Origin of the sequence: Pseudomonas sp. IT-P218 (assembly GCF_949767605.1) — a bacterium.
GTDB lineage: Bacteria > Pseudomonadota > Gammaproteobacteria > Pseudomonadales > Pseudomonadaceae > Aquipseudomonas > Aquipseudomonas putida_AE.
Genome location: NZ_CATKQQ010000005.1, coordinates 85,713 through 112,611, shown reverse-complemented (window position 1 = coordinate 112,611; position 26,899 = coordinate 85,713). Strand labels below are relative to the sequence as shown.

The following is a 26,899-nucleotide window of genomic DNA, read 5'->3' as shown; positions in this document are numbered from 1 at the left end:
TTTGACCCTGGATCCCCTGAACGTGAGCAGACTGCTGATCGTCGACGACGATGTGGAAATCCTGTCCCTGCTGAAGCAGTTTTTTATCCAGCATGCCTACGAGGTGGACCTGGCCACCCATGGCGAGGCCATGTGGACGATGATCGAGAAAAATCGTCCGGACATCATCATCCTTGACCTGATGCTTCCCGGCGAAGGTGGCCTGAGCCTGTGCCAGAAATTACGCGCGCAGACGGACATTGCAATCGTCATGCTGACCGCGATGGGTGAACTGAGCGACCGCATCGTCGGCCTGGAACTGGGCGCCGACGATTACCTGACCAAACCTTTCGACCCGCGGGAATTGCTCGCCCGACTGCGCGCCGTGCAGCGTCGCGCTGGCGAGAAAAGCCAGGGGCGCGAGCCGTCGCGGCCGATCATCACCTTTGCTGATTGGCACCTGGATATCACCTGCCGCGAATTGCGCTCGCCCGAGGGCGTGATGATTCCGTTGTCCGCTGGCGAGTTCGATCTGCTGTTGGTGTTTCTCGAGCATCCGCAGCGCATTCTCACCCGGGAACAGCTGATCGACCTGGCTCGCGGCCAGAACCACGAGGCCTATGACCGCAGCATCGATGTGCAGGTCAGTCGACTGCGCCGCAAGATCGAGCCCGACAGCAAGCGCCCGGACCTCATTCGCACGGTGCGTAATGGGGGCTATATGTTCTGCGCCAAGGTGACCCGCTCGTGATTCGGCGCCTCGATACCCTCAGGTCGCGGATTGCACTGACAATCGTCGCCGCCATGCTCGCTTCGCTGGCCCTCAATGGCCTGTTCGTGCAGCTGGCGGGCACCTGGGGGCGCCCGCCGATCGACCGCACCGGCCTGCTGGAGCAGATCGCCGCGAACGTCCGGGTGATCGAGGCGGCGCCCGTCCCGTTGCGCTCGTCATTGGCTACCGCCGCGAGCCATCCGACGCTTGAGGTGGTCTGGCACGAACGGCGGGGCGATTTCCATCTGCCCTCGAACGGTACGCAGGTGGGGACTGAACATTCGCCGCTGCAAGAGTTGCTCGGTGATGTCCCCCGGGACATCCAGGTCTTCAACCCCGGCGACTGGCCGGACCACAGCCCCCAGGCGCACTACGTGGCCCTGGTTCAGCTACGCGATGGCAGCTGGCTGTCGTTCACACCCCCGGAACGCAGCTGGGGGCTCGATTCCAATGTACGGATCCCGATCATCATCGCCTTGGGGCTGGTGGCAACCCTGCTGGTCGCCTGGATTGCCACGCGACAACTGGCCAACCCGCTGCAACGTTTTTCCAGCGCGGCACGGCGCTTTGGAGGTGACCTGCGCGCGCCGCCGATCAAGATCGAAGGCCCCCATGAGATACGCCAGGCAATCATTGCCTTCAACACCATGCAGGCACAGATCCGCCACTTTCTCGGCGAGCGCACACAGATGCTCGCGGCGATCTCCCACGACTTGCGCGCGCCCCTGACGCGGATGCGCCTGCGCAGCGAATTCATGGAAGACCTGGAACAGCAGCGCAAAATGGTCCGCGACATCGAAGAGATGCAGACGATGATCAACGCGGCGCTGGGTTTTTTCCGGGATGAAAGCCACGGGGAGCAGAGCACCGCATTCGACCTTTCGGAACTGCTGCAGACGATCGTCGACGACTTTCGCGACCAGGACATCGTCGTCGACTTCAGCGGTCCAGCCCATCTGGTGTACGAAGGCCGTCCGCTCGGGATCAAGCGGGTGATCGTCAACCTGCTGGAAAACGCCGTGAAATATGGCCAGAAACCGGCCATCGGGCTGACGGGGGATGGGCGCAGGGTCTGCATCGAAGTCAGCGACGAGGGCCCCGGTATCCCGGAGTCCGCCCTCGAACAGGTGTTCGATCCCTTTTACCGACTGGAGACTTCACGCAACCGGGATACCGGTGGCGTGGGGCTGGGACTGTCCGCCGCGCGGGCGATCGTGCGCGAGCAGGCGGGGGAGCTGACGCTGCGCAATCGCAGCGGCGCGGGGTTGGTGGCGCGTGTTGAACTGCCGGGCGCTCGCGGCGCAAAGGCTATCGAGCGTTAGTCGTTGATCGACCGTTAGTCCGCCCGGCCGCAAACCGTTGCCTTGGCTTAATAGGAAGCATTACTATTCACGCCCTCGCACCCACAGCACACTGCAATGACCCCCAAGCTGCCCCGCAGACACGGCTTTTTCGAGCACTACGAAGAGTTGGTTGGCACCTGGACCCGTCGCCTGAGAAACCGTCAACAGGCCGAGGACCTGGCCCACGATACCTTCGTGCGGGTGCTCGAGTCGGATTCGGCGGCGGTGCAGCAACCCCGGGCCTATCTGCACCAGACGGCGCGCAACATCGCGGTGGACGGTTATCGGCGTGAGGATCGGCGGGGCGCCATGGAGTCGGAGGCGATCGATCTCAGTGTGTCGTCATCCGGCGACCCGGAGCATTTCATGCAAGCGATCCAGTTGGCGGATTCCATCGAACGGGCGCTCACCGAGCTGCCGGTCAACTGCCGCAAGGTGTTTGTCTGGCAGAAAATCGAAGGCCTGACCCAGGCTGAAATCGCCGAACGCCTGGGACTGTCCAAGAACATGGTGGAAAAGTATATGATCCGCACGCTGCGGCATCTGCGTGACCGCCTGGATGAGTTGCAGTCATGATGTGCGGTGGCCTTGAAAATACCCGTAGGAGCTGCCGCAGGCTGCGATCTTTTGGCGGTCTTGAAGTGGCCGAAGATCAAAAGATCGCAGCCTTCGGCAGCTCCTACACCAACCGCATACCGCGTGATTTCTCATCCCCGGCCAAACAGGAACTTCCATGATGGATACTCGTGATTGTGCGTGCGGGCAAACAGCGGTTCGCGATGAAGCGGCGCGGTGGTTTGTGCGTTTTCAGGAACCCGCGGTCGATGTCGAGGCGTATCGCCAATTCGACAGCTGGCTGAACCAGCATCCTCAACACCGCAACGAATTCGAAGTGCTCCAGGGCCTGTGGAGCGCCGCCGACCTGCTGCCGACGGCGCGTCTGCAGGCGTTGTGCGAGGAAGCGCCGAATCGCAGCAAACGACGCCCGTTGCTGCGCTACGCGGTTGCGGCCAGTGTGTTGGCGGTGGCCGTCGGCTTGGGGCTATTCAACGTTTTGCAGCAACCTTCGCCCTACACCGCCGAGTTTTCCACGGCGCTGGGCGAGCGTCGCCAGGTCGCCTTGCCCGACGGCTCGACAGTCGATCTGGATAGCCGCAGCCGCATTCAGGTGCGTTTTGAAAAGGATCGTCGCGCCATTGAACTGAGCGATGGCGAAGCGCTGTTCAGCGTCGAACACGACAGCAACCGGCCCTTTGTGGTCGAGGCGGGTAGCGGCAAGGTCATCGTCACCGGCACGCGCTTCGATGTGCGCCGGGGCAGCAGCGACACTCGGGTGGTGGTGGAGCAGGGCACGGTCAAGGTGCAGGGACGCGACGCCGCCGCCGACGACTTCATCAGCCTGACTGCCGGCCTGGGCAGCCATGTCGATGCCGCGGGCAAGGTCGCGCCGGCCTACGCGGTCAATCCCGCCGAACTGACGGCCTGGCGCAGCGGCAAACTGGTGTTCAACAACGCCAGCCTGGCCGACGTTGCCGAGCAGGTCTCGCGCTATCGGGAAAAGCCGCTCAAGGTCGGCAATGCCGCCGTGGGCAATCTGCGCCTGACCAGCGTGTTCAAGTCCGACAATACCGACGCCTTGCTCAAGGCCTTGCCGAACATCCTGCCGGTGGCCGTGCGCACCCTCGACGACGGCAGCCAGGAAATAATTTCAAAATAAAATTCAGGTTTTTTTCGAGTTCATCGTCTTCCTGTTCAACTGCAACTGGTTTGCATTAACAAGCGCACACTCTTGCGATCTTCAGGATTACGTTCGACGTGAAAAAGACCACCGCTAAAAACAACAAATCCACTTGGTTGCCGCTGGCCCTTGCACTGGCGGTCAACCTGGCGCTGCCTCAGGCATTCGCTGCCGACGCTATCCACATTCCGGCGCAACCCCTGGGTCAGGCCCTGAGTCAGCTGGGTCAGCAAACCTCGCTGCAGGTATTTTTCAGTCCGGAATTGGTGGCCGGCAAACAGGCCCCGGCGGTGGAAGGCAATATCGCGCCGGAAGAAGCGCTGCGCCAGTTGCTGCAAGGCAGCGGCCTGCAGTACCAGATCGATGAAGGCTCGGTGACGCTGCTGCCAGCCGCGGCAGCGACCTCTGCGGCGAACGGCCCGCTGGAGCTCGGCGTGACCGACATCAAGGTGGTGGGCGACTGGCTCGGTGATGCCGATGCCGCGGTGGTACAGAACCACCCCGGTGCCCGTACCGTGATTCGCCGCGAGGCTATGGTCGAGCAGGGCGCAATGAATGTCGGCGACGTCTTGAAGCGTGTGCCGGGTGTGCAGGTGCAGGAGGCCAACGGCACCGGTGGTAGCGATATTTCGCTGAACGTCGGCGTGCGCGGATTGACCTCGCGCCTGTCGCCACGCTCGACTGTGTTGATCGATGGCGTACCGGCAGCCTTCGCCCCCTATGGCCAGCCGCAATTGTCCATGGCGCCGATTTCCTCCGGGAACCTCGACAGCATCGACGTGGTACGTGGCGCAGGCTCCGTGCGTTACGGGCCACAGAACGTCGGCGGGGTGATCAACTTCGTGACGCGAGCAATCCCTGAAACAGCCTCGGCGGAAATCGGCAGCACCCTGGAAACCTCCCAGCATGGTGGCTGGAAGCACATCGATACAGTTTTCGCCGGCGGCACCGCCGACAACGGCATGGGCGTGGCGCTGTTGTATTCCGCGGTGAACGGCAACGGTTACCGCAAAAGCAACAACGGCAATGACATCGACGACGTGATCCTCAAAACGCACTGGGCGCCGACCGATGTGGATGACTTCAGTCTCAATTTCCACTACTACGACGCCAGCGCCGACATGCCCGGCGGCCTGACCCAGGCCCAATATGACGCCGATCCGTTCCAGTCCGACCGCGACCACGACAACTTCAGCGGCCGGCGCAAGGATGTGTCGTTCAAGTGGATTCGGCAACTTGACGACCGCACCCAGGCCGAGGTGCTGACCTACTACACCGACAGTTTTCGTGGCAGCAACATCGCCGCTCGCGATCAGAAAACCCTCGGCTCGTTCCCGCGCACCTACTACACCTTCGGCATCGAACCACGGGTCTCCCATGTGTTCGATGTCGGCCCGAGCACCCAGGAAGTCAGCGTCGGTTATCGCTACCTGAAAGAAGCCATGCACGAAGAAGCCAGCCGCCTGGCGCTGGTCAACAACGAGCCGGTGGTGCGTCCGGGTTCGGACGGCCACGTCTATCAGGACCGTACCGGTGGCACTGAAGCCAACTCGGTGTACATCGACAACAAGATCGACGTCGGCAACTGGACCGTCACCCCGGGTATCCGTTTCGAACACATCAGCACCGATTGGCATGACCGCCCAGTGCTCGACACCGCTGGCAGGCCGGTGCCGGAGAAGAACCGCAGTATCGAAAGCAACGAGCCGCTGCCGGCCCTGAGCGTGATGTATCACATCTCCGATGCCTGGAAACTGTTCGCCAACTACGAGACTTCGTTCGGCAGCCTGCAGTACTTCCAGCTGGGCCAGGGCGGCACGGGTGACGAGACCGCCAATGGCCTTGAGCCGGAAAAAGCCAAGACCTACGAGCTCGGTACGCGCTACAACGATGAAGTGTGGGGCGGTGAAGTGACGCTGTTCTACATCGACTTCGATAAAGAGCTGCAATACATCAGCAACGATGCCGGCTGGACCAACCTCGGCGCCACCACGCACCAGGGGATCGAGGCTTCGGTGCACTATGACATGGCGGCCCTCGACCCGCGCCTGGCCGGCCTGACCGCCAACGCCGGCTACACCTACACCCGCGCTGTCTATGAAGGCGAGATTCCGGACTTCAAGGGCCGCGACCTGCCGTTCTACTCGCGCCAGGTGGCGACCGCCGGGCTGCGCTACGACATCAATCGCTGGACCTACAACCTGGATGCCTTTGCCCAGTCCAAACAGCGCTCGCCGGGCGTGGCGGTGAACGCTGACGGCAGCTTCAGCAACAACTACATCACCGAAGGCACGGCGGATGGGCAGTACGGCGACATTCCGGGCTACGTCACCTGGAACGCGCGTGCGGGCTACGATTTCGGTCCGCAGGTGTCGAACCTGAAGCTGGGGGCCGGGGTGAAGAACATCTTCGACAAGCAGTACTTCACTCGCTCCAGCGACAACAATGCGGGCATGTATGTGGGTACGCCGCGCACGTTCTTTGTGCAGGCCAGCGTCGGGTTCTGACAGACCGAGGTGCCTGCATTCGCTGGCAAGCCAGCTCCTACAAGGGTCGCGCAAACCCTGTAGGAGCTGGCTTGCCAGCGAAGCTTTTAAACCTTCAACACCTTCCCGCCAATCGCTACCGCCAGCAACAACAGCGCCATCAAGCCGAAGGCAAAACTCAAGCTGGCGGCATGGGCGACAAATCCGATCACCGCGGGCCCGGCGAGTATGCCCGCGTAACCCAGGGTGGTAATGGCCGGCACGGCGATGCTTTCCGGCATCACGGTTTGCTTGCCTACTGCGGTATACAGCACCGGCACGATGTTGGAACAGCCGGCGCCCAGCAATGCATAACCCACCAGCGCCGCTTCCCAACTGGGGGCGAACGTGGCCAGGCACAGCCCGGCCGCCGCCGTCACCCCGCCGAAGACAATGACCCGGGTCGCACCCAGGCGCCGCACTATCGAATCGCCGGTCAGGCGACCCACCGTCATGGTCAGGGCAAATGCTGCGTAGCCCAAACCGGCATAGGCCTTGTCGATGCCGCGTTCCTGCGTCAGGAATACCGCGCTCCAGTCCAGGGCGGCGCCTTCGGCGAGGAACACGATGAAACACATCCCGCCGATAAACAGCACGATGCCGTGGGGAACCGCGAACGCCGGCCCCGAACTTTCGCTGCCATAGGGCAGCATGTGCGGCGCAGCCTTCAACAGCGCAACCAGCAGCAGGACAATGACCACCAGCATCGCGCCCAGCGGCGCGAGCCCCAGGCCGAGCAGCGCACTGACGCCCGCCGCGCCGACGATTCCGCCCAGGCTGAACAAGCCGTGAAACCCCGACATCATGTTTTTGCCGCTGGCCCGTTCGACGATCACCGCTTGCAGGTTCACCGTCGAATCCACAGTGCCCAGGCCCGCGCCGAACATGAACAGTGCGCCAATCAGGGCTGGAATCGACGTTACCGTAGCCAGCAGCGGCAGCGCCGCACAGATCAACAGGGTGCCGCCGGTCGCCACCTTGCGGCAACCGAAGCGCGAGGCCAGGAGGCCGGCCACGGGCATAGCCAGTATCGAGCCGACACCCAGGCACAGCAGCAGCAAACCCAGGGTGCCTTCATCCAGCCCGGCCCGCGCCTTGGCATAGGGCACCAGCGGCGCCCACGCGGCGATACCGAAGCCGGCGATGAAAAAGGCGATGCGCGTGGACATCTGTTCCTGGCGTCCTGGCACGAATGAGGTCCGGGTGTTGAGGTTGGTCATATCAATCCTTGGCAAAAAACGTCGCGTCTGCAAGGGACAATGACTTGCCCCGTGGGTTCGTTCAGCGGTCGTGGCGTCCTGCACGCCGACAGGCTGACATCCTTGCACAGCCGGACCCTGTTTCGCGATATGTTGTGCCAAAGCCAAATATCCAGCAGGGAGGGGCGCCATGGCGCGGATGTACGATGCACGGGGCAATATCTACGGGGTGGTGGCGCCAGAGACGCTGCGCCGGCAGGGCATCGATGTGCCCGATCAGGCCGACCATGCCGCACAGACCCGTGAGGCCTGGACGCTGGCGGCCATCAAAGCGTGCTGTGCCTGGGCACCCGGCACGCAACCGCCGGGCAGCAAGGATCATCGCAGCGACGGCTTGCTGGTCGGCCCCTTTCAGTCAGCGCCGCCCTTTGATCTGTTGATCGTCAATACCGACGGCACCTTGGCCGAGCGCAGCGGTAACGGGCTGACGATTTTTTCCCAGGCGTTGAGCGACCAGGGGCTTTTTCCCGGCGACGAAGCCTGCGTGCTCAGGGTGCATCACGACAAATCCGACACGCCTTCACCGGGGCAGACCGCAGTGAAAGCTGCGCAAGTCGAGGGCGTGCAGGGTTTCTGGCTCGACCTGGGCCAGCCTGGATTCGGGCCGTCGGCGGTCAGTGCCGTTGGCGTTGAAGCTGCGCAATTGAACGGGTGTGAGCTCAGTCACGTGCGGCAATTGTCGGCGCGCAATGGCGCCTGGTCGCGCAGTCAGTTCGTACGGGTCGGCAATCCCCATTGCGTGACGCTGGTGGACAGCGCCGAGGCCTTGCCGAGCAATGAGCAGATGCGCGAGCCGGCGATGGGCGAAGGGCTGACGCGTATCGCGTTCGCCATGCCGACCGGGGCCGGGCAGCCTTGTGCGGCGGGGATCAATTTGCAATGGGCGATGCATGAATCCGGGCAGTGCGTGGTTGCGCGAGTGTTCGAGCGGGGCGAAGGGCCGACGGCGTCCTCGGGGACGAGTGCGACGGCGGTGGCGTGTGCGGCGTGGCGGGTCGGTTGGGTCCGCGCTGGCGAGGTGAAGGTGACGATGCCTGGTGGCACGGCGCCGATTTTGCTGGAAGAAGAGCTGGGAGAGCTGAGTCGGGTCAGCCTGTTTGGTACGGCTCGATTGATCGGTTGAATTTGAAGTCGCCTTCGCGAGCAAGCCCGCTCCCACAGTGGGTCAGTGTTCGCAATCCACTGTAGGAGCGGGCTTGCCCGCGAAGGGGCCAGCCCAGTCACCGCAACCTTCAGATCTGCTCGCCGGAGAACTCCACCACCGGCATCGTCCGCTTCATCAACACCTTGCCGCCACGCACCGAATACAGCGGCAAGCCCTGGCTGCGAATGACCTCGTAATCGTTCTCCGCGGACAGGATCAGCAAGTTCGCCGGCCGTCCGGGTTCAAGCCCGTAGCGCTCATCCAATGCCATGGCCCTGGCGCTGTTGACGGTGACCAGGTCCAGGGCGTTTTGCAGGTTGCGATAACCGAGCATGTGACAGATGTGCAGGCCGGCTTCGAGCACCCGCAGGATGTTGCCATTGCCCAGGGGGTACCAGGGGTCGACGATCGAATCCTGGCCGAAACACACGTTCATGCCGGCTTCCAGCAGCTCGTTGACCCGGGTCACGCCCCGGCGTTTCGGGAAATTGTCGAAACGCCCTTGCAGGTGGATGCTTTCGGTGGGGCAAGAGACGAAGCTGATCCCCGCGTGCCCGAGCAGGCGAAACAGCTTGGCGCAGTAGGCGTTGTCATACGAGCCCATCGCCGTGGTATGGCTGGCGGTGACCCGCGAGCCCATGTCGCGGCTGCGGGCTTCTTCGGCCAGCACTTCGAGGAAGCGTGACTGCGGGTCATCGGTTTCATCGCAATGCACGTCCACCAGGCAACCGGTGCGCTCGGCCAGGTCCATGAGGAATTTTATCGAGCTGACGCCCTGGTCGCGGGTGTACTCGAAATGCGGAATGCCGCCCACCACATCGGCACCCATGCGGATGGCTTCTTCCATCAGCTCGCGGCCATTGCGGTACGACTCGATGCCCTCCTGGGGGAATGCGACGATCTGCATGTCGACCAGATGCCGGCTTTCTTCGCGCACCTCGAGCATGGCCTTGAGCGCGGTGAGCTGCGGGTCGGTGACATCGACGTGGGTGCGCACATGCTGGATGCCGTGGGCGGCAAGGGCCTGGAGGGTTTTCCTGGCGCGCACCTTGGTGTCTTCCTCGGTGATGGTGACCTTGCGCTCGCCCCAGCATTCGATGCCTTCGAACAGCGTGCCGCTCATGTTCCAGCGCGGTTCGCCAGCGGTGAGGGTGGCGTCGAGGTGGATGTGCGGTTCGACGAAGGGCGGCACCACCAGGTTGCCACCGGCGTCCAGATCGTCGGGACCCAGGGTCGGCGCTTCGGTCTGCCGGGCGATGTTGCTGATCAGGCCGTTTTCCAGGTGCAGTTCATGCAGGCCTTCCTGGTTGCGCAGCCGGGCGTTGATGATGTGCATCGGGCAGATCCTTTCAGAGAACCGTTTGGACGATATCTCTACGTTAGCTCGGCAGCGGCAAATGCCGCCAGCGGTCTTTTTTAGCGCCGCCATATGTTTTGTTGACCGCGTACATATCCATTCCTGCGGTAACGGCCACTTATGGTTTCGCTCTTACAGCGAGTTACTTGGAAAAACGGAACGCCGCCCGGCCCCAAGTAACCAAGGGCTCTTGCCCCTGGCGTTCGGTGCCTCGCTGTGGCTCGGCATACCCTCGCTCCGGTCCTGCTCCGTGGGCCCGCCGCGATGGGCCATCCATGGCCCAACGCGGCTAAACCGGCATCCATGCCGGTTTGCCCACTGCGCAGAACCTCCACTCGGCCTCTCGATGGGGCAAGAAAATCAAAAGCAAAAGCAGAGCAAAAGCCAAAGCGAGGCGAGCTAACGCTCGACCTCGTTGTCAGGTGGTGCGCGTTCCCCTGTAGGAGCTGGCTTGCCAGCGATGGCGGCCTCAAGACCAACCCAATGTTCAAGGCGGCCGCGTCAAACCGTCATGTTCAACGGCAAAAAACGCATCAATGCAGCGACAACGGCTTCCGGTGCATCTTCCTGAACCAGATGCCCGGCTTTGGCCACCGCATGAAACTGCGCCCCCGGAATCATGGCCTGCAGGGCCCGCCCGCGATCGATGGGAATCCACTGGTCGTCCTCGCCCCAGAGAATCTGCACCGGGCAGCGAATCGTCGGGTACAGCCCCTCGGCCTCGCGGGTGTAGCGCTCGTCCATCTGCGCGATCTGGCGATAGAACGCCGCCTGCCCCGGATCGCCCAGCCACGGTTGCACATAGGGTGCGAGTTCGTCATCCGGGATGTCGCGCTTGATCGCCCCGCGGATATAAGCCGGGACAATGGCCCGCTGAATGTAGTCCGGCACACCGCTGAACGCAGCTTGGTGCTGACGCACATGTTGCACGAACGGCGAACCCCAGGGCGTCAGTGCCACCGGGTCGATCAGCGTGAGGCTGCGGTAATCCTTGCCGTTGAGCAAATGGCAGCGCAGGGCGGTTGCCCCGCCAAAGTCGTGGGCCACTACGTCCGGGTGATCCAGGCCCCAGTGTTCCAGCAACTGCGCCATTAACTGGTTTTGCACACCCAGGGAGACGTCGCCATCGACCTTTTCCGATTGACCGTAGCCCAGCAAGTCGAAGTAGTGCACCCGATGCGTGGTGATGAAGTGCGGCGCAATCCGGTGCCAGACATGGGAAGAGAAGGGCGTGCCATGCACGAACACCAGCGGCGGGCCATCGCCGCGCACGGCATAGCGAACGGAATGCCCATTGAAGCGATAGCTTTGAGCCAGCGGCCAGTCAGTCATGTGCGTGTCCTCTTGGCGGATGCGAGCCAAAAAGCATAGGCATAAAAAAACCACCGGTCTCGGTGGTTTTTTTGATCGATTGGCTCACTCGCCGCGATAGATGCACCCGCTGGTGCAGGTCTCGTGAATCCGGATGGCGCTCAATTCCGGCAGCAGCGGCTTGAGTTCCGCCCAGATGAATTTGGCCAGCACTTCACTGGTCGGATTCTCCAGGCCAGGAATATCGTTCAGGTAGTTGTGGTCCAGACGCTCATACAGCGGCTTGAAGATCGCCTTGATTTCCGAAAAGTCACGAATCCAGCCGGTGTGCGGATCGAGGTCGCCACTGAGGTGAATCGCCACTTTGAACGAGTGACCGTGCAGGCGGCCGCACTTGTGGCCGTCCGGGACGTGGGGCAGGCGGTGGGCGGATTCGAAGGTAAATTCTTTGAAGATTTCCACAGTGGTTTCAGCTCTGTTCAGGTGGCGATCGCCGCGGCGATGTGGGCAGGTGGCGAGTTTAACAGCTTGTCCTGACTAAAGGGTCAGCAAGCGTTCGGCGAGACGACCGTTGGCCGCCAATTCGAGAAACTCGTCGCCCAGGCGGCGGCTTTCATCCATGGTCGTGCGCCAGTATTTCTGGCGGCTCGGGGCGTCGCCCATGAAGCGCTTGAAGTCATTGCGGTCTGGCAATTTGCCATAGGGCAGGCGCGCCAGGTACTCCTTCGAAGGCGCCAGCAGCAGCACATCCTGCAAGCGCTTGGGGCAGGCGCGACGCCATGGCAGGGTCTTGTCGAACCAGCCGGGAATCACCCGGTCGGTGAAGTGCGGATAAAGCACGATGTCGTTGCCGCTGTAGGGCAAGTCCAGGTGATAGTCCAGCAGACCGCCATCGCGGAATGTACCCGTACCTGCGCCAGGAAGATGACGCACGCCTTCCATCACCATCGGGATAGAACCCGAGGCGAGCAGGGCTTGGCGCAGATTGGCGCTGTCCAGGGCGACGAAGCGCGACGGAAAGTCGTTCAGCGCGTTGACCGGCGGTGCCAGGCGCGGATCGTGGATGATCAGCCGCTCGAAGTGCCGGGACAGCCGCGCACGACCGCGCAGGTTGTCGGCGATCACTGACGACAGGCCCAGGCCCAGTCGGCCCCGGTGGTCGTCCGCGAGCAGTCCGTGGCTTTTGACCACCATGATATTCAAGCGGTAATGGGGGTTGTCGAGCACAGCCGCGTCACGCCCGTCGAGCAGATCATCGAGCATGCGCCGGGAGCTTTCGCTGATCTGCGCCATGGTCACGCCTTTGGCAAAGTTCTGCTCGGTATACAGCTGGCCGAGGCGCCGCAGGCCTTCGGCGGCATCCGGCAGGCAGGCACTGGCGAAACGCCAGGAGCCCACCGATGCACCGATCAACGAGCGCTCGCGCGGCACCGCCGGCAACCATTCGCCAAACAAGGCCAGGTCCAGTCCCTGAATGCCCAAGGCCTTGGGACCGCCGGCGGCACCGGGCAGCGTGCCGACATCGGCGGCGCTCAAGCCGTTCTGGCGAATGCGTGCCAGTGCCCGGGTGCCGGCCTTGAGCGTCAGGGAGGGGAACTTGATATGGATAGCGGTCATACCGGTCTCGAATGCGGGCGAACCGGCGGATTATAAGCGTGCTTACACGCAATTTCCCTGACGTGGTTCCCGTCTTTGGCCGATGACCGCTTGCGTGGGCCGTTTACTGGCGTGAAGTGACTTTGTCCGACGAGGCTACAGTACCGCCGCCGCAATTGATGTAAGAAGACGATTTCAGCCAACGCTGGTCCGGATAGTAGGAAAACAGCAGCTGTCCATCCTTCATCGAGTCAATCAGGCGATGAGCGATGGCGGGCCTGACCGCCGGGCAACCCAGGCTCCTGCCGATCCGGCCGTTGGCGCGAGCCAGCACCGGGCTGACATAGGGCGCGCCGTGAATGACGATGGCCCGGTCAAAGGCGTTATCGTTGAAGCCAGGCTCCAGGCCTTCCATGCGCAAGGAATAGCCGTTCTTGCCGACGTAACTCTGTTGGGTGCGGTACAGGCCAAGGCTGGTGGCGAAGCTTTCATTCTGGTTGGAAAACTGGGTGGTCATGTTTTCGCCGCTGTTGCGGCCATGGGCGACAAGTTCGTGGAACAGCAGCTTGCGTTTTTTCAGATCGAACACCCACAGGCGTTGTTCGGTCGAAGGTAGGGAATAATCGATCACTGCTAGTCTCTGTGCCGGAACAGAGCCTTGGGCGCGGGTACACTGTGTGGCGCGAACCGCCAGGGCAATGACCTTGGCATTGGCGTTTGGAGCCGCTTTGGCCAGCGCGACTTCGAGCGAATCGGCGTAGGCTGACGGGAGGATAGCCGACGTCAGCAACAGGGCTGTCAGGCCAAAGCGATGTAGCGCCATAAAAATGTCTCTTCAGGAATATTTCGAGTCTAGCAGTGAGTTGGACGCTAGCCCTTTGATTACAGGCGATTAAGGATTATCCATGGGTCAATTAACAAGGTCATTCGTCATAAGCCGTGTATTTTTTATGGTCTTTCTGATCAGCGGCGCTGCGATGGGTGAAACTTCGCCGATCGTGCCGGTATCTCCGGCTCCAGTGAGTGTGCTCGGTGCTGCGCCCGATGACGTCGTTGGTCAGGCCATCCAGGCGGAGCTCGAACCGCTGCAATCTTCATTCCCGCCTCTGTTGACCTCGCGCAAACATCAACGGGTGGATGTCGCCCGGGTAGTCCTGGATTTCTATTCGCATCGCAATTTCCGCGCCGCCTGGACCAACGGGCGAGATGTCAGCCAGTTGCTCCAAGGACTTGATGGTACCCAGGCCGATGGCCTGATCCCCGAGGATTACCGGGCTGGCGAACTGGCCCAGGCGCAACTGGCGCTGCAGGCCACGGCGCCGACGCCGGCGCAATGGGCGGCTTTCGACATCGCGGCAACTCGTACGTACATCACGGCGCTGCTGCAGTTGCGCCGTGGCAAGGTAGATCCGGCCCGGTTGGATTTTCACTGGAACTTCGAGCCCGAGGGCATTGACCCGCGCGAGGATATGAACAGCTTCTTTACTGCCCTGGATGATCACGACGTCGCTCGTGCGTTCGTTCTGGCGCCACCTCAGGAGGCGGTTTATCGCAGCCTGCGCGAGAGCCTTGCGCAGTTGCGCCAGATTCGTGACGCCGGTGGCTGGCCAAAAGTCGCCGAAGGGCAGTCGCTCAAGCCCGGCATGGACAATGCCGCGGTCCGGCAATTGCGCGCACGCCTGGTGGCAGCCGGTTATCTGGACCCGCACAAATCGAAGCGTACCGATTACGACGACAGTGTCATCGCCGCGGTGAAGAAGTATCAGCTCGAACAGTACCTCGGCGCCGATGGCGTGGCGGGGGCGACGACGCTGGCGGCACTGAATGTGCCGGTCGAGGCGCGAATCGATCAGGTTCGGGTGAACATGGAACGGGCGCGCTGGTTGCTCTATAAGCTGCAAGGCACTTTTGTCATCGTCGATATCGCCGGCTACAAGGTCGCCTTGTACCGCGACGGCCAGCCGGTCTGGCGTTCCCGGGTGCAGGTCGGCAAACCGTTTCGCAGCACGCCGGTGTTCCAGTCGGAAATCACCTACGTCACCTTCAACCCCACCTGGACCGTTCCGCCGACGATTCTGGTCAAGGATATGTTGCCCAAGATCCAGCAGAATCCGGGCTACCTCGCGGCCAACCGGATTCGCGCCCTGGACCGCGAAGGCAACACGCTCGATCCGTCGACCGTCGACTGGTCCAACGCGCGCGGCATCACGCTGCGCCAGGACGCCGGTCCGGAAAACTCACTGGGGCAGGTGGTCATCCGCTTCCCCAACGACTATGCGATCTACCTCCACGACACCCCCCATCGCGAACTGTTTGCCAAATCCATGCGGGCCACCAGCTCCGGCTGCATCCGGGTGGAGAATCCGTTGCAGTTGGTCGAACTGCTGTTCAACGACCCTGTGCGCTGGAATTCGGCGGGTATTCAAAAGCAACTGGCCAACGGTAGAACCGAAAACATCAAGCTTCCCGTCAAGGTGCCCGTGCTGCTGGCCTATTGGACGGTGGACCTGAATACCGACGGACGGGTGACGTTCAAACCCGACGTTTACGGTTACGATTCCCCGGTGCTGCGACTCTTGAACCAGCCGTCGAAGTTGCCCGCTCTGGAGTTGCAACGTGCAGAACCGCCAATGGTGGTCACAGGCCAGGACAAATCGTAACCCCAGGCGTCTTTTCGAGCTGCCGAGCCGAAGGTTTACCCGCTGAAAACTATCGACATGGAAGTGGGTCACAGTTGATCAATAACAGGGATAGAGACATTGACGATGGATGTTGCCGATAAAAAAATGACACACATCACAGATTCGTTTCGGGTGCATGATCTGGATGAGTGCCGCAACACTCAAACGGGTCCCGTGTTCATCGTGGCGTCGGGTGCGTCGGCAAAAGATTTCCCGTTACACAAGTATGCCGGCGTTCCAATGATCACCATGAACGGTGCCATTTCGAAATTCACCGGGACGGGGATCAAGCCGTACTTCTATGTCTGTACGGATCAGGGTTTTTCCGAGCAGCAACCGGAACTGTTTACCGAAGCCATGCGCCTCAGCGAGCGGGTTGCGCTGTGGGAAAAACATATCTGGCACACCTCGGTAAAGCCTCAGGGCAAGCTGTACTTGCTGAGCCGGGCACCCAGGCTTTCGTGGAGCGAGTTTTTCAGGACAGACAAGGATTTGGTCAGGGTCCGCAGGCTAGGCAGTGGCCGCAACAAAACCCTGGGTTTCAGCAAGAATCTCAAACGTGGTTTTTTTGACGCCCGTACCGTCGCCTACCTGGCTTTGCAGCTGGCCTACCACCTGGGATTTACCCGGGTATTCCTGGTGGGCGTCGACCTGGACCCGACGGCGGGGCGCTTCTATGAGAGGTCGGGCAGTTTCGCTTCTCCCTGTGTGCTCGATGAGCATTTTCATACGCGAATCCTGCCGTCGTTCAAGATCCTGTCGCAGCAGGTGGTGAACAAGGATTTTCAGGTTTACAACCTGTCCGATATCTCGAAAATTCCACCGCGGGTGATCCCCCGGATGACGCTGCAAGAGCTCGACAGGTTGCTCTGACGGATCACACGACATTAATTATTTCGACTCACTCTCGTGGTGCGAAAGCGCTGGCGGCTATGCCAAAGTAGCGGCTTTTGATCGACCCATCGTCGGTCAAGCCACCCTGCGGGAGCGTGCCGATGAACAGACTTTACGCCGTGCTCGCGCTGATCCTGTTGACGTTCGCCAGCGTCGGCACGAGCAGCGCCCGGGACTCGCGAAATGGCGGGCCGGCATCCGTGGCAGGGGTGTTTGATTACTACGTGTTGGCGCTGTCCTGGTCACCCACTTACTGCCTGACCCATGCTGACGACGCGCAATGTTCCGGCAAAGGCTATGGCTTTGTACTTCACGGCCTCTGGCCGCAATACACCGGGGGCGGTTGGCCGAAGTCCTGCGCGCCGAGGGAGAAGCTCTCGGCAGAGGAGCGGGCCAAGGGCTTGATGTTATACCCGTCGAGGAAACTATTCGAGCACGAATGGGCCAAGCACGGCACGTGCAGCGGCCTCGGCGCCGACGGGTACCTGGAGGCCTCCGACAAGGCCTTGGGCGCGGTCAGCATTCCCGAGCAACTGCAACCCTTGAGCACCACGCATTATTTTACTGCGGCGGACATAACGCGGATGTTCCGCCAGAGCAATCCGCAGATTCCGGCGGATGGCATTGTGGTGATCTGCAGGGGGCCGGAATTGTCGGAGGTTCGGGTCTGCATGGACAAGGACCTGGCGTTTGCCTCTTGCGGCAAAGGCGTGAAGACCCAATGCCGCGCCGGGGATATCCGGGTTCCACCTTTGCGCTGATCAGAGCGCCAGTCCTGCCTGTACCACCGACAGCAGGCTGTTTTCAGTCAACGCCACCGCATCCGGTCGCGTGGCAGCCTGCTCGATCCCTTGCAGCCACCAATGTGTTGCACCGTGTTCGTCCACGGTGCGCAACAGGGCAAGTTCGTTGCCCTGGCAGTGAATTTCGACTCGCCCTTCGCCATCCGCCGTAAAGCGCGCAACAGGGTCGAACGTGATGCTCAGGCGATTGGCGCTGATCACCAGTTGGTCGATGGCATAGTCGAACGTGTCACCCAGCGGGTGACTCTCGAAGACGTGAGTGGGGTTGCGCCGCAGGACCAGACCGGCCTCGGTCAAAGGCTGCAGCCAGGCCTCGATCTGGTGATACAGCTCGTAGACCTGGCCCGGCCAGCTGTCGATCGCCTGATCAATGCCGGTAGATCGGGTCTGTTTCAATTTTATCGCGAGCTCGTCTGCCTTGCTCATGTTCAATTCCCTGACGTGGTGTAAGACACATCCTAGCTGCTTGAGGGCGATCAGGTTGTTGTCCTGCGTCAGGCCCTCTGACGGTTTCCAGGTGGGCGGGGCAACCATTTGGCGTCTGGTGCCCTTTTCCCGTTTGGAACACCGTAGACTTGGCGCCCGAAACCAGGGGCATGGGGTATCGCTCATGCCTTGCCCTTTCAGGGAGCGCATTTTTGCCAACACGCCTTGATGACCTGTACCACGCCCCCGGCGTCGCCCTGAAGCGCATCCCGCTGCGCAAGGCGGCAGTGTGGTTTATCGGCACGGTGTGCCTGTGCCTGTGCGCCTTGCTTTATCTGCAACTGGAACAATCCCGGCGCCACGACCTGAGCCAGGCCCAGGTCGCTTCGTCGAACCTGACGCGGGCCATGGCACAGCAGGCCGAAGACACCTTTATGCAAGCCGACCTGGTGCTGACCAGCCTGGTGGACTGGATCCAGGCCGACGGGTTCGGCGCGGCCCAGCGTCCGCGCTTGCAGAAGACCTTCACCCGACGGGTGCAGGCGCTCAGCCAATTGCACGGCATCCTGCTGTTCGACCAAAAGGGCCAGTGGGTCGTCACCTCATTTGCGGCACTGCCTCGCGGCAGCGGCGTGGCAGATCGCGAGTACTTCAAGTTTCACCAACAGAACGTCTCGACCGTGGCGCACATCGGCCCGGCCATCCGCAGTCGGGAAAATGGCGAATGGATCATTCCGATCTCCCGGCGGGTCAACGACCGCAATGGCCAGTTCCAGGGGGTGCTGTTGGCCGGGATCAAGATGTCGTACTTCGAGCAGTTCTTCAAAAGCTTCAGTATCGACGACAACGGCGCGATGTTTCTGGCGCTGACCGATGGCACGCTGCTGGCCCGTCGACCCTATGTGCAGGCGCAGATCGGTACCTCATTGGCCAAGGGGGAAATCTTTCAGAACCTGTTGCCCCAGGCGACTTCCGGCAACGCGATGTTCGCTTCCCAAGTGGATGGCATTGTCCGCCTGTATGGCTATCGGCAGCTGGAGGCATACCCCCTCGTGGTCTCGGCGGCCTCGTCCCGGGACTCGATCCTGGCGGACTGGTACGACACGGCGTTTCGTTCCAGTGCGATCGTCGTGCTGGTGATGCTGGGCGTTGGCCTGATCGGTTGGGTGTTCATTCGCCAGGTGCGTGTCGGTGAACAGGTCGAGGCGGATCTGCGCATGGCTCAGCAGGCGCTGGAGCTGATTGCCACCCACGACAGCCTGACCGGCCTGGCCAATCGGAGGCTGTTCGAGCGAGCCCTGGATATCGAATTCGGCCGCGGCGCCCGGCAAAACAGCCCGTTGAGCCTGATCATGCTCGATATCGATTTCTTCAAGCGCTACAACGACACCTACGGTCATGTGGTGGGCGATCACTGCCTGGCCGAAGTGGCCCGGGCCGTGAAAAGCTGCTGCCATCGCAAGGCCGACCTGGCGGTGCGTTACGGTGGAGAAGAGTTTGCGGTGTTGCTGCCTGACACCGATCTCCATGGTGCCATGACCCTCGCCGAACAGATTCGCCGCAGCGTCATGGGCAAGAACATCGTCCATACGGGCTCGCCTACCGGATACGTGACCGTAAGCCTCGGTTGTTATTCGTTCGTGCCGACGGGGCGTGACAGCATGGAGGTGTTCATCCAGCGCGCGGATGCTGCCCTGTATCAGGCCAAACATTCGGGTAGAAACCGTTCGGCGGTGTTGTCGATGGAGGGCGGGGTCGAGGCGCTGATGCGATCGGATCGTTGAGGCGAGGTTCGATTGCCCGATTGTCCGCCTGTCAGAACTTGGGCAATTGATCGTCTAGAGTTGCGGTAGCTCTGCCGCTCCCGGCAGATCTCCCCATCGCACGGACGATCGCCACCATGTCGATAACCCAAGCATTGACCGCCATTGCCCTTACCCTTGTGTCCAGCGCTGTCTTGCCGCTGGTCAGTCATGCGCAAGCGAAAATGACCGCAGAAGAAGCCCACGCCATCGGCGTGGATGCCTACGTTTATTTTTATCCGCTGTTGACCATGGACATCACCCGCAAGCAATTCACCAACATCGAACCGGGCAAGGAGTTCGGCAAGGGCCCGATGAACATGTTCGTGAGTGTGCCCGAGTACCCGCCGGCGAATTTCAAAGGGGTGGTGCGCTCGAACTTCGACACCTTGTATTCCATTGCATGGCTCGACCTGACCAAGGAGCCGCTGGTCATCGCTGCCCCGGACACCGCCGGACGTTTTTACTTGCTGCCGATGCTCGACATGTGGAGTGACGTATTCGCATCGCCCGGATGGCGCACCACGGGTACCGACGCCGCGCAATTCCTGGTAACGCCACCGGGCTGGACCGGCACTGTGCCGGCTGGACTCAACCACCTGCCGGCGCCGACGCCCTTTGTCTGGGTCATCGGGCGAACCAAGACCGATGGCGCGGCGGACTACGCGGCGGTGCACAAGATCCAGGCCGGCTACACCGTGACGCCGTTGTCGCGGCTGGGCAAGGGCGCAGAGCCGGTCAGTGTCAAGATCGACCCGGCCGTGGACATGACGACCCCACCGAAAATCCAGGTCGACACCCTGTCGGCGGCCGACTACTTCGCCTATGCCGCCGAGCTGCTCAAGGTGCATCCCGCCCACAGCACCGATCAGCCGCTACTGGCGCAGCTCAAGCGTATCGGCATCGAGCCGGGCAAGTCGTTCGACATGAATGCACTGGACCCGGAAATAAAAGCCGCCCTGGAGACTGCACCCAAGGACGCACAAGCGCTGATGGCGTGGAAGGTGCCGACCCTGGCGCGAGTAGTCAACGGGTGGTCGATGAACACCGACACCATGGGCGTCTACGGCAACTACTACCTCAAGCGCGCGATCGTGGCGCAGATGGGGCTCGGCGCCAACTTGCCCGAAGACGCGATTTATCCGTTGAATATGGGCGATGAAAACGGCAAGACCCTCGATGGAGCGCACAAGTACGTACTGCATTTCCCCAAGGACGAGGCGCCTCCGGTGAACGCCTTCTGGTCGATCACGCTGTACGACCCCGAAGGTTTCCAGGTGGGCAACGGGCTCAACCGCTTCGCGGTCAGCAGCTGGATGCCGTTCAAGAGCAACGCCGACGGTTCGCTGGATATCTATTTCCAGAACGAAAGCCCCGGCAAGGAGCTGGAAGCCAATTGGCTGCCGGCGCCCAAGGGGCCGTTCAACCTGACCATGCGCTTGTACGGTCCGAAGGCCGAGGCGTTGAATGGCAAGTGGAATCCTCCGGCGGTCAAGCAGATGTAGGCGCATCCTATAAAGGCAGCCGACGCTGAATCACCATCGGCTGCCTTTACGCGTTCAGCTACCCGTCCCGCCGCCAGCCCCACCAGTCCCGCCACCGGCCCCGGTACCCCCTCCGGCACCCGAACTACTGCTGCCACCCGCACTCCCACTCGAAGAGCCGGTTGCGCCACCGTCACCGGCGTTGCCGCCCGAGGGCGAGCTTGGCGTGTTGTCGGGCGGCATGACCGGGCCGCTGGTAGCACCGGATTTGGTGCCCGTCGCGTCAGCGCCATCGCCGGATTCTGCGAAAGTGGCCAAGGGCGCCGCGCAGAGCAATCCAGCGAGAAACAGCGAAGTGATTTTGGTGTTGATCATGGTCCGTCTCCAAAAGATGAGTCGTTACCTGAAGTTGGTGTGAAGGGCAGGGTGGTTGGTGCCGGCTGGATGACGAGTGGCACAGGCCGTGACCGACCGAACACCTTGCAGGCGGCGCGGTCACACCCAAAAGGCCCAGCCAAACGGGACGGTGGTCATGAAAAAGTTGCGAATCGCGACGTTCAACGTCAACGGCATGCGCGCCCGCCTGCCGAATCTGTTGGCCTGGCTGGAGCGTGAGCAGCCGGACATCGCCTGTCTGCAGGAGCTCAAGTCGGTCGACAGCGCATTTCCCGCCGCGCAGCTTGAGGCCATCGGCTACGGGGCGATCTGGCAGGGGCAAGCGTCGTGGAACGGGGTGGCGATACTGGCCCGGGATGCGCAGCCGCTGGAAAGCCGCCGAGGTCTGCCGGGCGATGACGACGATAATCACAGTCGGTATCTGGAAGCGGCCGTCCACGGGGTGCTGGTGGGTTGCCTGTATTTGCCCAATGGCAATCCGCAACCCGGGCCGAAGTTCGATTACAAGCTGGCCTGGTTCGAGCGCCTGATACGCTACGCGCAATCGCTGCAGGGCAGCGAGCATCCGGTGGTGCTGGCGGGTGACTACAATGTGGTGCCCACCGATCTCGACATCTATAACCCGCGTTCCTGGCTCAAGGATGCCTTGCTGCAACCCGAGAGCCGTGAGTGTTATCAGCGTCTGCTGGACCAGGGCTGGACCGATGCCGTACGTCATCTGTATCCGCAGGAGAGGGTCTACACCTTCTGGGACTATTTTCGCCAGCACTGGCAAAAGAACTCCGGCTTGCGCATCGATCACCTGTTGCTCAACCCGGCCTTGAGTCCTTACCTCGAAGAAGCCGGGGTCGATGCCTGGGTGCGCAACGAGCCCCATGCCAGCGACCATGCGCCCACCTGGATTCAATTGGGCTCGCGCAAGCGCCGGTGAATTGTCTTGCCGGCCGATTGGCTAAATCAATTGTCGGCCGTGGCCCTTCATCCTTTATACATAGCCCCCCTGGCGGAGCGATCCGCAGCTTGCGTGCATAAGGATCTAGCGATGAGCGAGCCACGTCTGACAAACCTTGCGTCATACCTGCAACGTCTGGGCTTCGATGCTCCCCCGGCACCGACCCTTGACACCCTGCGCCTGCTTCAATTGCGCCACACCGGCGCCTTTGTGTTTGAAAACCTCACTACGCTGGCGGGCGAACCGGTGCGCATCGACCTGTCGTCGATCGAGCAAAAGATCCTGCAGGATGGACGCGGCGGTTACTGCTACGAACTCAACTATCTCTTTCTGGCTTTGCTGCAGGCGCTTGGCTACGAAGCGCGGGGCATCAGCGGGCGTGTGGTGATGGGCCAGCCAGAAGGCGCCTGGACCGCTCGAACGCACCGCTTGAGCCTGGTGACGCTCGATGGCATGCGCTACATCACTGACGTCGGCTTCGGCGGCATGGTGCCCACCGCACCGCTGTTGCTCGACAGCCGTGATGAACAGTCGACGCCTCACGAGCCGTATCGGATCGAGCAGCATGCCGACGGCTACACCCTTCGCGCGAAGGTCGGGGAGGAGTGGCGCGCGATGTACATCTTCGACCTGCAACGCCAGGAGGACATCGATTACGCCGTCGGCAACTGGTATGTCTCGACCCACCCCGAATCGTCCTTCGCCAGGCAACTGATGGTGGCGCGGACGGGGGAGGGCTGGCGTCGTACCCTCAATAACGGCAGCTTTGCGATCCATCGCATGGGGCATGACAGCGAACGCCGGGAAGTGGCCAATGTGCAGGAGTTGATGGGTGTACTGGAAAGCGAGTTCGGGATTCGGGTGCCAAACAATGCGACATTGATGCGCACACTTGAGAGATTGATAGTGCCGCAATAGGCGGATCATCGTGCACACAAAAAAGGGGCAGATTGGATCAGCCTGCCCCTTTTTCGTGCCTACGGACGGGCTTCGGGCTCCATCAGCCGCTGAATTTCGCTAAGGGCTTGCGCGAGCTTTTTTTCCAGGCTTTTCAGATCAGAGCCGGTGATCCCCTTTTTCAGGTGTTTAACAGTTCCGGTCCCTGCCTTGTCGTGTTCGGTCAGCAACGCCCGGCGCAGCGTGTTGTTGATCGCGGTCTGGTAGCCATAACCCTCGCTTTGCGCGAGCGCTCGCGCTGCCTCGATGACGACGTCGTCGAGCATGATGGTGATGCGGGTCTTGCCTTTGCCGGGGGCAACCGCCCCGCGGCTGGCATGGCTGAAGTCGTACTCGTCTTTCATGGGTCAAGCCTCCAGATACTGGCGGCGCTCGTTTTTGCTGGCGAGGCGCGCGGAAATGATTCGAACGAAATTCGGTTCACGGTAGGTGTACGCAACGACCAGCAAACGCCCCTTGCCATCCAGCCCCATGATGATCCAGCGCGGTTCATCATGGTGATCGTCCTGCAAGGTCAGGGCACGTTCGTCGTAGAACACCGGCTCTGTCTCTGCCAGGCTGATGCCCAGATGCTTGAGTTTGTTGGCCGCGTTCTTCGCCTTGTGATACTGAATTTCGAATGGCTTCATTATGCATACTTTATATGTATTTGGAAGACGGCGATTACTACCGATGGTCGCCATGAATTCAAAAGACTAGTGGGCGCAGGACAATGGGCCGGACGGATGTATTTCAAGGTTTTTTACGAGAAGGAGCGTGGTGGCACACAGTCTGCATGAACGACCGTTCATAATTTGACTGGCAAGTTGTATACAACTCTATGGACATTTGTCCTGAGTATTGAATACAGTGTGCGCATAACAAAAACCAGGGAACCCCCTAACATGAAAACGCCCCATGTTTCACACCAACGGCCTGAAGATGAAAATCTCGGGATCGGCGCGAATATGGCTTACGGCCTGCAACATGTTCTGACCATGTACGGTGGCATCGTCGCGGTGCCTTTGATCATTGGTCAGGCGGCCGGCCTCTCGCCGGCGGACATTGGATTGTTGATTGCTGCTTCATTGTTTGCGGGGGGGCTGGCCACGTTGCTGCAAACCCTGGGTCTACCGTTTTTCGGTTGTCAGTTGCCGCTGGTGCAGGGTGTGTCGTTTTCCGGCGTCGCGACCATGGTGGCGATCGTCAGCAGTGGAGGCGAGGGTGGATTTCAGTCAATCCTGGGGGCGGTGATAGCCGCGTCCCTGATCGGGTTGCTGATCACACCGGTGTTCTCGCGAATTACCAAGTTCTTCCCGCCGCTGGTCACGGGTATCGTGATCACCACCATCGGCCTGACGCTTATGCCGGTGGCGGCACGCTGGGCCATGGGTGGCAACAGTCATGCCCCTGACTTTGGCAGCATGGCCAACATCGGCCTGGCAGCGATGACGCTGGTGTTGGTGCTGTTGCTGAGCAAGATCGGCAGCGCCACCATCTCCCGGTTGTCGATCCTGTTGGCGATGGTCATCGGTACGGTCGTCGCGGTGTTCCTCGGCATGGCGGATTTCTCCTCCGTCGGCCAGGGCCCGATGTTCGGTTTCCCTACACCTTTCCACTTCGGCATGCCGACCTTCCACTTCGCGGCGATCCTGTCGATGTGCATCGTGGTCATGGTGACGCTGGTGGAGACGTCCGCCGATATCCTGGCCGTGGGTGAAATCATCGATACCAAGGTCGATTCCAAGCGCCTGGGCAATGGTCTGCGCGCGGACATGCTGTCGAGCATGATCGCACCGATCTTCGGCTCCTTCACCCAAAGCGCCTTCGCCCAGAACGTCGGGCTGGTGGCGGTGACCGGGATCAAGAGCCGCTATGTGGTGGCCACCGGCGGCCTGTTCCTGGTGATCCTCGGCCTGCTGCCGTTCATGGGGCGCGTCATCGCCGCCGTGCCGACTTCGGTCCTCGGCGGGGCCGGTATCGTGCTGTTCGGCACCGTCGCGGCCAGTGGCATTCGTACACTGTCCAAGGTCGACTACCGCAACAACGTCAACCTGATCATTGTCGCGACCTCCATCGGTTTCGGCATGATCCCGATTGCCGCGCCGAACTTCTACGATCACTTCCCAAGCTGGTTCGCGACGATCTTCCATTCGGGCATCAGCTCTTCGGCAATCATGGCCATCGTGCTCAACCTGACCTTCAACCACCTCACCGCCGGTAACTCCGACCAGCAGTCGGTGTTTGCGGCGGGTACCGAGCGGGTACTGCGCTACCAGGACCTGGCGGCATTGCGCGAAGGGGATTACTTCAGCGACGGCAAGTTGCATGACTGTGATGGCAAGGAAATCCCGGTGGTTGAAGTGGATCACGGGCATGGCGAGCCACGGGCGGTGCATGCCAAAAGCAGTGAGCATGTCTGACGGTTTAAACGCTTAAGATCAAAAGATCGCAGCCTGCGGCAGCTCCTACATGCCGCAGGCTGTGGTTTTTTTACTTTTACATCGGCCACAAAAAAGCCCCTGGATCTTTCGATTCAGGGGCTTTTCGATTTTGCTGTCTGGCTCCACGACCTGGACTCGAACCAGGGACCCAGTGATTAACAGTCACTTGCTCTACCAACTGAGCTATCGCGGAATGGCGCCTATGTTACTGATTCAAAAAGAGAAGTCAAGCATTTGATAGCAGCGGGAGGGTTTTCTCGGGACGGACGGTGGTTTATCGGTGATTGGCGGTTACCGGAATTGCCTGTGGGGGCTAACATGGCGGCCCGGAAGTGGTTACACGCGCTGCCGGCCATTCGCCGATAAGGTACGCGCCATGACTTGCTTGACCGCCACACAACCTCGAAGCAACGGGGTGTTCCCATGAGCATCGCGCAAATCAGCCTGCCCAAGGGGGTCGGCCCGCACGCCGAAAAACTGTTCGATGCCATCACCCAGGCCAGCAACGCCGATGAGCTGAACCGTGCAGGGGGGAAGGCCGAGGGGTTTGTCCTGGGCCTGGAAAGCACCAAGGCGATCAAAAGCCAGGTTGCTGAATCGCTGTATGTCGCCTATGACGACGCTGCCAGCCAGCGCGCGAGCGAACTGGCCTAGCCGCCGAAGGTAATGGTGCCCAGCATCAGTTTGGCGTAGAGCGCGGTGGCGCCCAGTTGCACCAGCCACAGGGCCAGGCCGCCGAGAAACACGCCGGCAGCGACTTGCATCACAAGGTTGTTGCCGCGTTGTTTGGCCGGGGTGCGGGGGATGAAGTCATCCAGGTCATCGCGGTCGGCACGTAGGTCATCGTTTTTCATATCGGCTCTCATAAGTATCTCGGGTGTACACATAACTTGTGGGAGCGGGCTTGCTCGCGAAGACGACAGCACATTCAACATTAATGTGGCAGTCAGAACGCATTCGCGAGCAAGCCCGCTCCCACATTTTGATCTGTGTGCAGTTTAGAGGGGGAGGTCATGGCTTTGAGAATTATCTGCGACAAATAAAAAACGGGAAGCCC

26 protein-coding genes and 1 tRNA gene are annotated in these 26,899 nt (G+C 61.2%); 15 read left to right on the top strand and 12 right to left on the bottom strand.

Features of this window, described 5'->3' with window-relative positions; genetic code table 11:
* Positions 1-22: 22 nt before the first annotated feature.
* The 5 genes from ACM6I6_RS04255 (at position 23) to ACM6I6_RS04235 (ending at position 6,339) form a co-directional block, all read left to right on the top strand.
* Positions 23-730, top strand: coding sequence for a response regulator (locus tag ACM6I6_RS04255; protein ID WP_323606862.1), 708 nt, complete (start codon positions 23-25; stop codon positions 728-730).
* On the top strand, positions 727-2,073 hold the full coding sequence (locus ACM6I6_RS04250; RefSeq protein WP_414919464.1) for an ATP-binding protein: 1,347 nt from the start codon (positions 727-729) through the stop codon (positions 2,071-2,073). The genes ACM6I6_RS04255 and ACM6I6_RS04250 overlap by 4 nt, the downstream gene beginning before the upstream one ends.
* A 96-nt stretch (positions 2,074-2,169) precedes the next feature.
* Positions 2,170-2,670: a sigma-70 family RNA polymerase sigma factor gene (locus ACM6I6_RS04245; RefSeq protein ID WP_323627179.1), complete on the top strand. Its 501-nt coding sequence runs from the start codon at positions 2,170-2,172 to the stop codon at positions 2,668-2,670.
* A 157-nt stretch (positions 2,671-2,827) separates the two neighbouring features.
* Positions 2,828-3,811 (top strand): FecR family protein, encoded by a 984-nt coding sequence (locus ACM6I6_RS04240; RefSeq protein WP_414919463.1) that lies wholly within the window; start codon positions 2,828-2,830, stop codon positions 3,809-3,811.
* A gap of 98 nt (positions 3,812-3,909) precedes the next feature.
* On the top strand, positions 3,910-6,339 hold the full coding sequence (locus tag ACM6I6_RS04235) for a TonB-dependent siderophore receptor (protein WP_274075461.1): 2,430 nt from the start codon (positions 3,910-3,912) through the stop codon (positions 6,337-6,339).
* An 86-nt stretch (positions 6,340-6,425) separates the two neighbouring features.
* On the opposite strand, the gene ACM6I6_RS04230 is transcribed toward ACM6I6_RS04235, so the two are convergent.
* Positions 6,426-7,577, bottom strand: a complete 1,152-nt coding sequence (locus tag ACM6I6_RS04230; protein ID WP_414919462.1) for an MFS transporter — start codon at positions 7,575-7,577, stop codon at positions 6,426-6,428.
* 169 nt (positions 7,578-7,746) lie between these two features.
* On the opposite strand from ACM6I6_RS04230, the gene ACM6I6_RS04225 reads away from it, so the two are divergent.
* Positions 7,747-8,739: a diaminopimelate epimerase gene (locus ACM6I6_RS04225; protein WP_414919461.1), complete on the top strand. Its 993-nt coding sequence runs from the start codon at positions 7,747-7,749 to the stop codon at positions 8,737-8,739.
* A gap of 109 nt (positions 8,740-8,848) precedes the next feature.
* Here the strand turns inward: ACM6I6_RS04225 and codA are convergent, their stop codons facing one another.
* From codA to ACM6I6_RS04200, 5 genes are all read right to left on the bottom strand, one after another.
* Positions 8,849-10,096, bottom strand: coding sequence for a cytosine deaminase (codA, locus tag ACM6I6_RS04220; protein WP_274075458.1), 1,248 nt, complete (start codon positions 10,094-10,096; stop codon positions 8,849-8,851).
* Positions 10,097-10,618: 522 nt separating this feature from the next.
* Positions 10,619-11,449 (bottom strand): alpha/beta fold hydrolase, encoded by an 831-nt coding sequence (locus ACM6I6_RS04215; protein WP_274075457.1) that lies wholly within the window; start codon positions 11,447-11,449, stop codon positions 10,619-10,621.
* An 84-nt stretch (positions 11,450-11,533) separates the two neighbouring features.
* Complete coding sequence (gene queD / locus ACM6I6_RS04210; RefSeq protein WP_008056290.1) at positions 11,534-11,890, bottom strand: 6-carboxytetrahydropterin synthase QueD; 357 nt, start codon at positions 11,888-11,890, stop codon at positions 11,534-11,536.
* A gap of 75 nt (positions 11,891-11,965) precedes the next feature.
* Complete coding sequence (locus ACM6I6_RS04205; protein WP_414919460.1) at positions 11,966-13,045, bottom strand: patatin-like phospholipase family protein; 1,080 nt, start codon at positions 13,043-13,045, stop codon at positions 11,966-11,968.
* Positions 13,046-13,148: 103 nt separating this feature from the next.
* Positions 13,149-13,847 (bottom strand): murein L,D-transpeptidase catalytic domain family protein, encoded by a 699-nt coding sequence (locus tag ACM6I6_RS04200; protein ID WP_274075455.1) that lies wholly within the window; start codon positions 13,845-13,847, stop codon positions 13,149-13,151.
* Between the two features lie 82 nt (positions 13,848-13,929).
* On the opposite strand from ACM6I6_RS04200, the gene ACM6I6_RS04195 reads away from it, so the two are divergent.
* The 3 genes from ACM6I6_RS04195 to ACM6I6_RS04185 all read left to right on the top strand — a co-directional run bounded on the left by ACM6I6_RS04195 (position 13,930) and on the right by ACM6I6_RS04185 (position 17,360).
* Positions 13,930-15,684 (top strand): murein L,D-transpeptidase, encoded by a 1,755-nt coding sequence (locus ACM6I6_RS04195; protein ID WP_408597790.1) that lies wholly within the window; start codon positions 13,930-13,932, stop codon positions 15,682-15,684.
* 105 nt (positions 15,685-15,789) lie between these two features.
* Positions 15,790-16,578: a lipopolysaccharide biosynthesis protein gene (locus tag ACM6I6_RS04190; protein WP_274075453.1), complete on the top strand. Its 789-nt coding sequence runs from the start codon at positions 15,790-15,792 to the stop codon at positions 16,576-16,578.
* A gap of 122 nt (positions 16,579-16,700) precedes the next feature.
* Positions 16,701-17,360: a ribonuclease T2 family protein gene (locus ACM6I6_RS04185; protein WP_414919459.1), complete on the top strand. Its 660-nt coding sequence runs from the start codon at positions 16,701-16,703 to the stop codon at positions 17,358-17,360.
* On the opposite strand, the gene ACM6I6_RS04180 is transcribed toward ACM6I6_RS04185, so the two are convergent.
* Positions 17,361-17,828: a hypothetical protein gene (locus ACM6I6_RS04180; RefSeq protein ID WP_414919458.1), complete on the bottom strand. Its 468-nt coding sequence runs from the start codon at positions 17,826-17,828 to the stop codon at positions 17,361-17,363. It lies immediately after the preceding gene.
* A 212-nt stretch (positions 17,829-18,040) separates the two neighbouring features.
* Here ACM6I6_RS04180 and ACM6I6_RS04175 point away from each other — a divergent pair, with 212 nt between their 5' ends.
* Both ACM6I6_RS04175 and ACM6I6_RS04170 read left to right on the top strand, forming a co-directional pair.
* The gene (locus ACM6I6_RS04175) at positions 18,041-19,612 is read left to right on the top strand and encodes a GGDEF domain-containing protein (RefSeq protein WP_274075450.1); all 1,572 of its coding nucleotides are present in this window, start codon (positions 18,041-18,043) and stop codon (positions 19,610-19,612) included.
* Between the two features lie 116 nt (positions 19,613-19,728).
* On the top strand, positions 19,729-21,135 hold the full coding sequence (locus ACM6I6_RS04170; RefSeq protein WP_414919457.1) for a DUF1254 domain-containing protein: 1,407 nt from the start codon (positions 19,729-19,731) through the stop codon (positions 21,133-21,135).
* Positions 21,136-21,189: 54 nt separating this feature from the next.
* Here the strand turns inward: ACM6I6_RS04170 and ACM6I6_RS04165 are convergent, their stop codons facing one another.
* A complete protein-coding gene (locus tag ACM6I6_RS04165; protein ID WP_274075448.1) occupies positions 21,190-21,489 on the bottom strand; it encodes a hypothetical protein in 300 nt (99 codons plus the stop codon).
* 157 nt (positions 21,490-21,646) lie between these two features.
* On the opposite strand from ACM6I6_RS04165, the gene ACM6I6_RS04160 reads away from it, so the two are divergent.
* Complete coding sequence (locus tag ACM6I6_RS04160; RefSeq protein ID WP_274075447.1) at positions 21,647-22,441, top strand: exodeoxyribonuclease III; 795 nt, start codon at positions 21,647-21,649, stop codon at positions 22,439-22,441.
* Between the two features lie 111 nt (positions 22,442-22,552).
* The gene (locus ACM6I6_RS04155) at positions 22,553-23,380 is read left to right on the top strand and encodes an arylamine N-acetyltransferase (RefSeq protein ID WP_406592452.1); all 828 of its coding nucleotides are present in this window, start codon (positions 22,553-22,555) and stop codon (positions 23,378-23,380) included.
* 59 nt (positions 23,381-23,439) lie between these two features.
* Here the strand turns inward: ACM6I6_RS04155 and ACM6I6_RS04150 are convergent, their stop codons facing one another.
* Positions 23,440-23,763 (bottom strand): BrnA antitoxin family protein, encoded by a 324-nt coding sequence (locus tag ACM6I6_RS04150; protein WP_414919456.1) that lies wholly within the window; start codon positions 23,761-23,763, stop codon positions 23,440-23,442.
* Positions 23,764-23,766: 3 nt separating this feature from the next.
* On the bottom strand, positions 23,767-24,048 hold the full coding sequence (locus ACM6I6_RS04145; RefSeq protein WP_274075444.1) for a BrnT family toxin: 282 nt from the start codon (positions 24,046-24,048) through the stop codon (positions 23,767-23,769).
* 255 nt (positions 24,049-24,303) lie between these two features.
* Between ACM6I6_RS04145 and ACM6I6_RS04140 the strand changes: the two genes are divergently transcribed.
* Positions 24,304-25,821, top strand: coding sequence for a nucleobase:cation symporter-2 family protein (locus ACM6I6_RS04140; RefSeq protein ID WP_274075443.1), 1,518 nt, complete (start codon positions 24,304-24,306; stop codon positions 25,819-25,821).
* Positions 25,822-25,959: 138 nt separating this feature from the next.
* Here the strand turns inward: ACM6I6_RS04140 and ACM6I6_RS04135 are convergent.
* Positions 25,960-26,035, bottom strand: a tRNA-Asn gene (locus tag ACM6I6_RS04135).
* Between the two features lie 230 nt (positions 26,036-26,265).
* Here ACM6I6_RS04135 and ACM6I6_RS04130 point away from each other — a divergent pair.
* Complete coding sequence (locus tag ACM6I6_RS04130; RefSeq protein ID WP_274075442.1) at positions 26,266-26,496, top strand: hypothetical protein; 231 nt, start codon at positions 26,266-26,268, stop codon at positions 26,494-26,496.
* On the opposite strand, the gene ACM6I6_RS04125 is transcribed toward ACM6I6_RS04130, so the two are convergent.
* Positions 26,493-26,696 carry a hypothetical protein gene (locus tag ACM6I6_RS04125; RefSeq protein WP_111282164.1) on the bottom strand — a complete coding sequence of 68 codons (204 nt, stop codon included), beginning with the start codon at positions 26,694-26,696 and terminating at the stop codon, positions 26,493-26,495. The two genes, ACM6I6_RS04130 and ACM6I6_RS04125, sit on opposite strands and share 4 nt — an antisense overlap.
* Between the last annotated feature and the right edge of the window lie 203 nt (positions 26,697-26,899).